The 11,044-nt window shown below is 63.0% G+C and carries 9 protein-coding genes; 3 read left to right on the top strand and 6 right to left on the bottom strand.

Going from position 1 to position 11,044, the window contains the following annotated elements:
• The 3 genes from L0G76_RS10730 to L0G76_RS10720 form a co-directional block, all read right to left on the bottom strand.
• The coding region (locus L0G76_RS10730) for a TetR/AcrR family transcriptional regulator (protein WP_304357231.1) at window positions 1-548 on the bottom strand (548 nt) is incomplete at its 3' end.
• A 95-nt stretch (window positions 549-643) separates the two neighbouring features.
• Window positions 644-1,441, bottom strand: coding sequence for a carbon-nitrogen hydrolase family protein (locus L0G76_RS10725; protein WP_304357230.1), 798 nt, complete (start codon window positions 1,439-1,441; stop codon window positions 644-646).
• Between the two features lie 104 nt (window positions 1,442-1,545).
• Window positions 1,546-2,742: an MFS transporter gene (locus tag L0G76_RS10720; protein ID WP_304357229.1), complete on the bottom strand. Its 1,197-nt coding sequence runs from the start codon at window positions 2,740-2,742 to the stop codon at window positions 1,546-1,548.
• Between the two features lie 198 nt (window positions 2,743-2,940).
• Here L0G76_RS10720 and L0G76_RS10715 point away from each other — a divergent pair, with 198 nt between their 5' ends.
• Both L0G76_RS10715 and L0G76_RS10710 read left to right on the top strand, forming a co-directional pair.
• Complete coding sequence (locus L0G76_RS10715) at window positions 2,941-4,611, top strand: DUF885 domain-containing protein (RefSeq protein WP_304357228.1); 1,671 nt, start codon at window positions 2,941-2,943, stop codon at window positions 4,609-4,611.
• A gap of 24 nt (window positions 4,612-4,635) precedes the next feature.
• A complete protein-coding gene (locus L0G76_RS10710) occupies window positions 4,636-5,334 on the top strand; it encodes a GntR family transcriptional regulator (RefSeq protein ID WP_304357227.1) in 699 nt (232 codons plus the stop codon).
• Between the two features lie 2 nt (window positions 5,335-5,336).
• On the opposite strand, the gene L0G76_RS10705 is transcribed toward L0G76_RS10710, so the two are convergent.
• The 3 genes from L0G76_RS10705 to L0G76_RS10695 all read right to left on the bottom strand — a co-directional run bounded on the left by L0G76_RS10705 (window position 5,337) and on the right by L0G76_RS10695 (window position 9,421).
• A complete protein-coding gene (locus L0G76_RS10705; protein WP_304357226.1) occupies window positions 5,337-6,062 on the bottom strand; it encodes an aspartate/glutamate racemase family protein in 726 nt (241 codons plus the stop codon).
• Window positions 6,063-6,075: 13 nt separating this feature from the next.
• Window positions 6,076-7,593 (bottom strand): NCS1 family nucleobase:cation symporter-1, encoded by a 1,518-nt coding sequence (locus L0G76_RS10700; protein WP_487247005.1) that lies wholly within the window; start codon window positions 7,591-7,593, stop codon window positions 6,076-6,078.
• Window positions 7,594-7,804: 211 nt separating this feature from the next.
• Window positions 7,805-9,421, bottom strand: coding sequence for an MFS transporter (locus tag L0G76_RS10695; protein ID WP_304357225.1), 1,617 nt, complete (start codon window positions 9,419-9,421; stop codon window positions 7,805-7,807).
• A 574-nt stretch (window positions 9,422-9,995) separates the two neighbouring features.
• Here L0G76_RS10695 and L0G76_RS10690 point away from each other — a divergent pair.
• A complete protein-coding gene (locus L0G76_RS10690; RefSeq protein WP_304357224.1) occupies window positions 9,996-10,922 on the top strand; it encodes an endonuclease domain-containing protein in 927 nt (308 codons plus the stop codon).
• Window positions 10,923-11,044 lie beyond the last annotated feature (122 nt).

Raw genomic sequence — 11,044 nt, 5'->3', positions numbered from 1 at the left:
CCCGCTGCCTGGTCGAGGCGACGTTGGATCATTTCCCGGAACAGGCGCTCATTGTTTCCCATGCGCGACATCTGAGCCTGCATGAGCGAGGGGTCCTGCTTCATCAGCTGGTGGTATTGGTGCATCTCTTCGCGCTTGTTCAGGCGAGTCCGGACCACCGAGGCCAGCAGGTGCTGAAGGTCGGTGAGGAGCTTGCCACGAGGACCACCGGCTTCGAATGCCTCGATGGCAGGTTGATCCTCAACGTCGAACACAGTGTCAGAGCGGCCGAGCAGGGCCTCTTCTTTGCTCGTGAAGTAGTTGAAGAAGGTTCGTCGTGAGACTCCGCAGCGTTCGCAGATGTCTTCGACGGTGACGTTGGTGTAGCCGTTCTCGAGCGCCAGGTCGAGGGCAGCCTGGCGCAGGGCCTGTCCGCGCTCGCGCTTCTTGCGCTCGCGCAGACCTTCGGACTGTTCGGCGTCGCCCGGGGCGGCAGCCGACCCTGTGGCTGCCGAGTCGACTGCCGCAGTGTCGGCGGGCGTCGGCTCGCCAGGAGTTGTGGAGGTCATATCCACATTATTGCACCCTGTGCATTTTTGCCTCAAGTGCAACTATTGTGTTCTACGGCACACTCCCAGGCAGTCCCCCTTCTCGACTGCCCCGCTCAGTACCCGAGCTTCGCATTCGTCAGCACCGGAATCGCCTCGGCGGCCTTGTCGGCTCCCGCGAGGTCCACCTCGACGATCTCAAGTGCCTCCTCACCCTCGAGTGAGGAGATGACGTGGCCGAAGGGATCGGACACGAGACTGTGGCCGACTCCCGTGGGTCCCTTCTTCGGCACGTCGACGCCGCTGACCTCGGGATCGGCCTGGCCGATTGCTGCGACGAACATATTGCTGTCCAGGGCTCGGGCCCGGGCCAGAGTCTGCCATTGCTCGACCTTGCCCTTCCCCGCGCCCCAGGACGCCGCGACGATGGCGAGCTTGGCGCCACGGCGACTGAGCTCGGCGTAGAGCTTCGGGAAGCGGATGTCGTAGCACAGGGTCAGCCCGAGGTCCTCGCCGCCGAGGTCGATGACGACCGGGACCTCACCGGCGACGACGGTGTCGGATTCCTTGAACCCGAAGGCGTCGTAGAGATGGATCTTCGCATAGTCGCGGCGCTCACCCTGCGGCGGGTAGACGGCGAGCAGGTTGATCACCTTCTCACCTGAGACGCCGAACTCCCCCACGATGACGGTGATGCCGGATTCGGCTGCCAGCTGGGCCATCGCGGTCCGCCACGATTCGGTGTTCGCCTCGGCGACTTCGCGCAGTCCGGGGCCGAAGGCCGACATCGTGGCCTCGGGGAAGACGACGAACTCGGCTCCCGCCTCGGCGGCTTGGTTCGTGTAGTCCCTGACCTTGTCGAGGTTGTCCGCAACCGTGGTGGTGGAGTTGATCTGCGCGAGTGCGAATTTCATGGCCAGTCCTTGCGATCCGGGGGTGTCAACGGTGCGTTCAGGCTATCGCGATCGTGGGTCCGGAGAAACCTCCGCCCAGTCTCACCTCGACTTCGGCTGCCTCCTCAGTGCAGGTACTCGCGACCGGGGCGACCGCCTCGGCGGCGGCCGTGGACGCCGAAGTAGAGGATCATGGCGACGACTACAAGCCCCGCGCAGAGCATGAACATGCCGTTTCCGCCGGTCAGCGGCATGATCGCGCCGAGGATGATCGGTCCGATCCCCGAACCTGCGTCGAGGAGCAGGAAGAAGGAGGCGGTGGCAACCGGTACACGGTGCATGGGCACCGATTTCACGGTGATCGCCTGCATGCACGGCATGAGAGAACCGAAGCCCAGACCGACGAACACACCGGCGAGGATGATGCCGGGCATGGTCGGCCATACGGCCAGCAGGATGTTGCCGACCAGGTTGAACACGAATACGGGGTAAATGACGAAGTTGTCGCCGAGGCCATCCTGCATGCGCCCCACGAATAGTCGTGCGACCAGTGACGCGACGGCGAATGCGACGAAGAACAGGGAGGCGGCGGCCGGAACACCGTTGTCGGCGGCATAGCCGGCGAGGAAGACGAGCGCCGCGGCATAGGCGGTGCCGCAGACGAGCATGATCGAACCGATGCGCAGTCCGTCGGGATCAACGAGGGTGCTGATCTTGAAGTGCCATTTCGACCGACGCTGCTCCTCACTGAGCTCTTGGACGGGCAACTTGATGGCCACGCAGAGGATGAACGCGACGACCGACATGAACGCCGAGGCGGCGAAGAGCATCACGAAGTCAAAGGCGCGTGGGAGGATCACACCCAGGTAGGGGCCCAAGGCGGTGGACAGTGTCGTCGCGGTGCCGAAGTACCCGGTGCCCTCACCTCGGCGGGAGGAGGGGATGACGCTCTGGATCGCGGTCATGATGGCGGTGTTGCCGGCGCCGAAGGCGATGCCGTGGATGATGCGGATGACCAGCAGCCAGACGAGGGTGTCGGCGAACATGTAGGCCACGGAGGCGAGGACGGACACGGCCATCGTGATGATGAGCAGCCTCCGGCGCCCGATGAAGTCGAGGTATTTTCCGGTCAGAACACGGGAGACGACGGCACCGACGACGAACGAGGAGGAGGCGAATCCGGCGGCGGCCTCACCGGCGGAGAACCGGGCGACAGCGTAGCCGGCCATGGACGTCATGAGGAGGTAGAACACCATCGACATCGCCAGGTTGAGACCGATGCCGACGACGAAGTCCTTGGTCCATAGCTGTGCCCGTGTCACTGAAGATCAGTCTCTCTTTCTGTTGAATGATGCACAGCGTCCCGGCTTCCTGCTGTCATCACTGATCCGCTGTGATCGAGCCGGGGACCTACCTATGCTATATGGTGGCGCCTGCCGACGATGATGCGTCTCAGGGTGATCTTGCTCTAGACGCATGGCCACGGACTGCTGTGTTCTCAGTCATATAGAGTGAGAATCATGACCCAGAAGAGAACCGCTTCGGCCATTGACGCCGTCGCTGAAGAATACGTTGACGCCTCGCTCGCGCTCTCCCCCTCGCTCGCCCTCTACCTCGGCCTCGATGGCGCGACGGGTTTCGATGACTTCTCCCCCGCCGGCCTGGCTGCCGCCAATGATCTCACTGTCGAGACCCTGGCCAAGCTCGCCGAGGCGGAGAAGACAGCCGATCTCGACGACGTCGACCTCGTCACCATCGATGCGATGCGCGACCGGCTCACCGTCGACCGCGATTATTTCGAGGCCGGGCTCAAGCACTCGAGCCTCAACGTCATCGAGTCGCCCCTGCAGTCCATTCGCGACGCCTTCGACCTCATGCCCACCGAGACCACCCAGGACTGGGAGGCGGTGGACACGACGATGGCTGCCGTGCCCACGTCCGTCGCCGGCTATCAGGAGTCGCTGTCCCTGGCCAAGAGCCGCGGCCAGGTCTCCGCCCGGATCCAGGTCGAGAAGGTCATCGAACAGGCCCGCGCGGTAGCCGAGCCGGGCAGCAACTTCGACCAGCTCGTCGCCGGCGCCACCGACGCCCCACCCTCGTTGCGTCAGCGGCTGAACACCCACGCCGAGGCGGCCCGTGAGTCATTCGCCGGCCTCGCCGATTTCTTGGGTGCGCAGCTCCTCCCTGCCGCTGGGGAGAACGAGGCATGCGGTCGCGAGGCCTACGCCCTGTACTCGCGTGACTTCCTGGGCGCGGAGGTCGACTTCGATGAGACCTATGCGTGGGGACTCGAGGAGCTCGCCCGCATCGACGCCCAGCAGCGTGAGGTGGCGGAGAAGATTCAGCCCGGTGCTGATCTGTTCGAGGTCATGGAGACGCTCAACAACGATCCGGAACGGACCCTGCATGGGTCGGAGGGCCTGCGCGAGTGGATGCAGAAGGTCGCTGATGAAGCGATCACCGAGCTCGGGAAGTCTCATTTCGACATTCCCGAACCGGTGCGCACGATCGAATGCATGATCGCCCCCTCGGCCACCGGAGGCATCTACTACACAGGACCGACCGACGACTTCTCCCGTCCGGGCCGCATGTGGTGGTCGGTGCCCGAAGGCGTCACCGAGTTCGCCACCTGGCAGGAGAAGACCACCGTCTATCATGAGGGTGTGCCCGGCCATCACCTGCAGGTCGGCCAGGCCACCTATGTCTCCGATACCCTCAACCGTTGGCGCCGACTCATGTGCTGGGTCTCCGGCCACGGGGAGGGCTGGGCCCTCTACGCCGAGAAGCTCATGGCCGACCTCGGCTTCCTGGACGATCCGGCAGACTACCTGGGCATGCTCGATTCGCAGCGCCTGCGCGCAGCTCGTGTGGTCCTCGACATCGGCTTCCACCTGGGCCTCGAAGCCCCGGCCAGCCTCGGCGGAGGAACCTGGAACAGGGAGAAGGCCTGGCAGTTCCTCACCGACAATGTCGCCATGGACCGGTCCTTCCTCGCCTTCGAACTCGACCGCTACCTGGGCTGGCCCGGACAGGCCCCCAGCTACAAGATCGGTCAGCGACTCTGGGAGCAGTTCCGTGATGAGGCGAAGGCCGAAGACGGAGCGGACTTCGATCTCAAGGCCTTCCACACCAAGGCGCTGAACCTGGGATCGGTCGGCCTCGACACCCTGGGCCGGGCCATGAAGCGCTGAGTCGCTGGGTGGGAGAATGACCTCGTGAAGAACAATGACAGCTCGAGCACTGACAGTCGCCGCTCCGAGACCGTGCGCGTCACTGAGGTGCTGCGCAACGAGATCATCGACGGTGTCCGGTTGCCCGGCAGCAAGCTGGTGGAGCGAAACCTCGCCACTGAACTCGGCGTCAGTCGCGTGCCGATCCGCGAAGCCCTCAAACAGCTCGCTTCCGAAGGGCTGGTGGCGAATCGGCCCAACACCTGGTCGACGGTACGCGAGTTCTCCCCCAGCGACATCGCCGACCTCAATGAGGTCCGGACCGTCTTCGACATCCTGTCCTTCGAACTCGCCGCACAGCGCCACAACCGGGAGGGCCTGGCCAAGCTCGAAGCCGCAATGGCCAGGGGCAAGGAACTGTCGAAGGCCGGTGATGTGGTCGGCGCGCACCGTTCGGCGGCAGACTTCCACGCCATCGTCACCGAGCTCTCCGGCAACCGGCTCCTCGTCGAGATCGGTGAGCTCCTCGATTCACGCATGCGCTGGCAGCTGAGCCAGCACGACGACCTCGACTTCGTCGCCACGGAGCACGCCCAGCTCTATGACGCCATCGCCCATCGGGACCAGGCGAAAGTCAGGGATCTGGCCGCCCACCATCTCGGAACGAGTCAGAAACAGCACGACAAGCACAAGGAGCGCCTCGCCAATGCCATCGGCGAGAACACCGAAACAAACGCGGACTGAGGTCACGCAGGGGTGAAGGGCCAGCCGCTCATCTGCTTCGGACGGGCCGTGGCGTAGGTACGGACCTTCGAGGTCCTCAGCCCCAGCTCCACAAGCGACTCCGCCAGTTTCACCGCAGCGGTGACCCCGTCGACGACGGGCACCTCGCATCGCTCGACGATGACCTGTTTGAGGTCTGCCATTCCCCCGCAGCCGAGGACGATGGCCTCAGCACGGTCACGGTCGACCGCCTCGGCGGCCTGATCAGCGATCGCCTCAATGGCACGATCGGGCTGATTCTCCAGCTCGAGCACGGCCATCCCGGATGCTCGCACCGAGGTGCAGTGCGTATTCAGGCCGGCCAGGAGGAGCCGGTCCTCGATGAGGGGAACGGTGCGGTCAAGCGTCGTCACGACCGCGTACCGGTGGCCGAGGAACATTGCCAGCGCGGCACCCGCTTCGGTGATGTCGATGACGGGAACGTCGAGGAGTTCCTGCAGTCCCTCGCGCCCGTGCTCGCCGTATCCGGCCTGGATGACGGCGTCGAACTCGCCGGGATGCTTCATCACCGCATCCATGACTCCCAGCGCCGCGAGATAGCTCTCGACGTTGCCTTCGCAGGATTCGGCACCGAAGCTCGGCGTGAGGGGAATGATCTCGGTGCCCGCCGAGGCGACCTCGCGTGCCGCATGGGCGATGGACTCGGTCATCGACTCGGTGGTGTTGACGTTGACGACGAGAATTTTCATTGTGGGGCCTCAATCAGTGCGTGGTGGGGACGGCGATCTCTTCACCGTCGACCTCGCGGAAGGTGAAGTTTCGGCGGGCGATGATGAAGTAGATGATCGCGGCGATGCCTGCCCCGCTGAACCAGGAGAACTCGGAGAATCCGGCGAACGCGGGAACCAGGGCGAAGACGAGGGAGATCATGGAAGCCGGAACGAATGCGCCGATGGCCCGCCAGTTGACTCCGCGGTGGTAGAAGTACTCCCCATCGCCTGCCTCGGTGTAGAGCTGGGGAACGTTGACCTTCGTCTTCCGAATCACCCAGTAGTCGACCATGATGACGCCGAACAGGGGCCCCAGCAGTGCTCCGAGTCCGCCCAGGAAGTAGACGATGACGACGGGTGAGTCGTAGAGGTTCCACGGCAGGATGACGAAGCCGATGACCGCGCTGATGATCGCTGCGCTGCGGAAGTTGAGTTGGCGCGGGAACATATTCGTCAACGCGTAGGTCGGGGCGACGAAGTTCGCCATGAGATTGACCGCGACCGTGAGGATGAGCAGCGCCAGGGAGGCCAGCGCCAACAGGATCGGATTGCCGATGGTCTGGACGATATCGGCCGGTGAGGTGATGACCGTGCCGTCGATCGCGTACTGCGCACCGGCCAGCGAGATCACGACGAGGCCGAAGACGAGCATGTTGATCGGAATCCCCCAGAAGTTGCCGACGACGATCGATCCCTTCTTCTTCGCGGCACGGGTGAAGTCGGAGAAGTTGAGGACGAAGGTGCCGTAGATCGCGACCCACAGGGACCCTCCGCCGAGGATGTGCATCCACATCGGCCACCCGGACAGGGCGTCTTCCCGAGCCCAGGAGATGGAGAAATCGACACGGGAGAGCATCCAGATGGCCAGCGAGACGAACGTGACGAGGATGATCGGTCCGGCGATCGCCTCGTACTTGCGGATCATCTCCATGCCATAGCTGACGATGATGACCTGGACGACCCAGAGCAGAGTGAACGAGAACCAGCCCAGTCCGGAGAGCCCGAGGAACTCGGTGTCGGCCCACGGCTGCAGGCCGGGCATGAGGGTGATGAGCAGGACGTTGAGGACGCTGGAGGCCAGGTAGGTCTGGATTCCGAACCAGGCGATGGCGACGATTCCGCGCACAGATGCGGCAAGCTGCGCGCCGTGGACGCCGAATGCGATGCGGCTCATCACCGGGTAGGGCACGCCGGTCTTATGGCCCATGAAGCCGGAGAGCGTGAGCAGGAAGAAGAGCAGTGCGGCACCGACGAGCAGAGCGACGAGGATCTGCCACGCACCCAGGCCGAGCGCGAAGAGACCGAGCGCGAACCCGTAGTTGCCCAGCGAGTGAACGTCGTTTGCCCAAAGGGTGAAGACGCTGTAGGCGGTCCAACTTCGCCCTTCCTTCTTGCTGGGCGCCAGGTCCGAGTTGTAGAACCGTGGGCTGACGCGGTGAGCCGCCAACTGTTCGGGACTCGGGCCCATCCAGGTGGGCGCGGAGTCCTGCGTGGCCTCAGTCTTCGTCATAGGTGTCACTCAAATCTGAAAGGCACATCGCTGGGATACCAAATTACTGATCACAACGCTGTGGCGGCGAGTCCTGTCGAGATCAGCGTAACCCCAGTCACAGATGGTGCGCAACGACACGTTCGTGATTTCGCCGTTTACGCCCTCTACTACAGGGATCGTACGGACGACTCAGCGGCTGGTCACAGGCTCAATCGCAACAATCCGACGATCACATATTTGGCATACCATTTTCTTCTTCCACGTCCTTGGCCGTCGGATCCCATTTGACGATGCCGACGGCGATGGCTCCGGCCAGAGGTGCACACGCGACGACCCAGAAGACTCCGGTGCCCATGGAACCGGTCAGGATCGGGAACATGATGAGGGAGACGATCGAAAACGCCCGCAGCACGGACTGATTGAAGCCGATGCCGATGCCGCGCAGCCTCGTCGGGTAGGACAGGGTCGCGTAATTCATCAGATTGGCCCCGGGCCCTCCTGCCTGTGCGAAGACGAAGGCCGCGAGCATTGCCACCGACACCAGCACGAGGGCACCTGCCGGGATGCCGACGACGGCCAGCAGAGCCAGTGCCACAGCTTGGATCACGAAGCCGACCAGCGTAATGCGGCGGGTGCCGAACCGGTTGACGATGCTCATGCCCAGCAGCCCGCCGATGGCTCCGAACCCGAGATTGATGACGAGCGAGGCGATGATCGTGACCAGGGGAGTCTGGTGGAACAGGGTCGTGATGATCAGCGGCGTGCCGTAGGCGACGGCGTTGTACCCGAAGGTGGAGAATACGGACACGCAGAGGGCGACGATCGTGCGCACGCGGTACTGCGGGGCGAAGAGTTCTGCGAACCCGCTCCATTTGCCGCCGCTCTTCGGTGTCTGGAGGGACTGTGTGCTCTGCCCGGTGGCTGCCGAATCACCGGTCTCCCCGGCAAGCTTCGTCGTCTCCTGCTTGGCGCCACTGGCGTCATATCCTGCGGTCGTCTTCGTGCCGCCCGCATCCGCGGCAAGTTTCACGTCGAGGTTGTGGTGCGAGCGCATGACGTCGACGGCGGCGCGCAGGTCGCCCTGGTTCGCCAGCCATTCGGGTGATTCGGCGAGGTAGCGGCGGCGCACGAGGAGCACCACGAGTGCTGGGACTGCGCCGAAGCCGACGACGAGGCGCCAGAGGATGGCGTGCTGGTCATAGGGCAGGCTGACGAAGATGATGAGGACGACGAGGTAGCCGATTCCAGTGGCGATGTACCAGGCAGGTGACCAGGCGTTGACGCGCTGTGAGCGATTGCCCTTGCCCTTGAGCTTGGAGAATTCGGCGAGGAAGGCCATCGCCACAGGCAGGTCGAGTCCGACGCCGATGCCCATGACGAAGCGGAAGACGATGAGAACCCATTCGTTGGGAGCCACGGCGCAGCCGATGGCGGCGACGACGAAGAACACCATATCGGCCATGAAGAGTTTGTAGCGTCCGAAACGGTCGACGAGGTACCCGCCGAAGAGCGCACCGATGACCGCTCCGACCATGATCGAGGCGTTGACGAGCCCGGTCATGAAGCCGGACAGTCCGAACTGCTCCTTGATCGCGGTGATGCCGAACGCCAGAGACGAGAAGTCGTAGGCGTCCATGAAGATCCCGCCGAGGGCGAGGATGATGACCGCTTTGGTCTTCGTGCCCTGGGATCCGAATTCGGCGAGAACGGAGTGGATGTCGGAGGCGCTGCGGATGATCCGCGGAGACTTCGTCCCGCTGGCTGTGCCCTCCGCCGCCGAGGTGGGGCCTGGGCCGGTCTTGTCTGGTGCGTGTGCCGAAGTGCCGGCTGGTTCTGGACTATTCACAATCGCTCAGTATGGTCGGTGCGCGTCCCCGCCCACTCCCCCGACCGTCACAATATGTCACGGACTACCTGAACGCCGGAGCGCCGGAGCGCCGGAGTGTCTCAGGACCGGCGCGTCTCAGCGTCGGACATGCCTGCTCCCACTCAGATGACGGGTCACGCACTGCCCTGCACACACGACTCGCTTCCCTCTACGTCGCGATTCACTGTCGACAAACGGATTTCAGTGTGGACCTATGTTCGTCCGCCTGGGGAAAAGCGACCATTTCTCAACTACAAATTCTCCATGACTGGTCGCTCAGAGCTCAGCCGCGCTTTCACATATGTACCGCGCACCCGCACACCACCTCTCGACCCGACAGTTTCCACGTTCCTCATCCTGCAACGGACAGCCGCGTACATGCGTCGGCGACGTTGAGGCACAGCTCACTCAGACAAGCGCATTGACTCGAACGTCCTTGGCTGTTGACTGTCTTCTCACTTGCGCGTGATTCGGCAGTGGATGACAGACGTCGATACACAGTCGCTGAGCGCATGGTTCCTCTTGAACCGCATCTGCGGCAGAGTCACCGCTCATGAACAATGAACCCATACAATTCCTCACTGCTCCGGTCCCGTTCACCCGCGATCAGGTCGGCCTGCTCGGACTCAGCCTGCACGCGCTGAGGAACAGCCCTCGCTACACTCAGCTCTTCCACGGCGTCTGGATCGACAATCAACCAGACACCGCAGTACCGGCACCGATGTGGGCCGGCTTCGAATGGGCCAACGTACAAGTCGGCCTATCCGGGATGCTGCGTCTCCACGATGATTTAGCTGGCACGGGCATCACCGCAGCTCGACTGTATGGGCTTCCGCTCCCACGGAGGCTCACCGACAATCGGATTCATGTTGCTTCCGCTTCTCCTGATTTCACGCTGAAGAGGAGAGGCGCTGTACTTCACCGTTACGCGTCCCTGAAGGTCGCCAATTTCTGCGAGCTGCCCCTGATATCAGTCCCTCAGCTGATCGTTGAACTCGCCACAATCCTTACAGTTGATGAGCTGATCGCTGTAGCCGAGGCCGCAATCGGAAAATGGCACAGTGGTCCGTTGGCGACCCCTAAAGCAATCAGAGCCGAAGTCGACAGTCGCCGATACGTGCGAAATCGGCCCTTACTTGCCTCCGTGCTGACGCTCATGCGGCAAAACGTCGATTCACCGCAGGAAACCTGGTTACGCCTGTGGATAACACGCCAAGGATTCCCGGAGCCGACGGTTCATCCTCCCGTGCAATGCTCAAACCTCAGCTACCTTCTTCACCCCGACCTCGGATATCCCGAGCTTCGTCTCGCCATCGAGTACGAAGGAGATCACCACAGAAGCTCAGACAAGCAGTTCGCCGCCGACAACGAGCGGATTCAGAATCTCGTTGCACAAGGGTGGACCGTGTTGCGCGTGTCGAAAGCGACGAATATGGACCACTTCCGTCAGCTTCTCGGCCATCACCTCGCTCGCGCCTGACTCACTCCGAGGTTCTCACCACATTCACCGTTCTCACCACATTCACTGTCCGCAAATGGTCGTCAGAACGGCCCTGAACAACCATTTATAGACAGTAAAGATGCTGGGCGTCCCTTCGCTGG

Origin of the sequence: Brevibacterium picturae, from assembly GCF_030453725.1 — a bacterium.
Lineage (GTDB): Bacteria > Actinomycetota > Actinomycetes > Actinomycetales > Brevibacteriaceae > Brevibacterium > Brevibacterium sandarakinum_A.
This window is presented reverse-complemented; position numbering and strand designations above follow the sequence as displayed.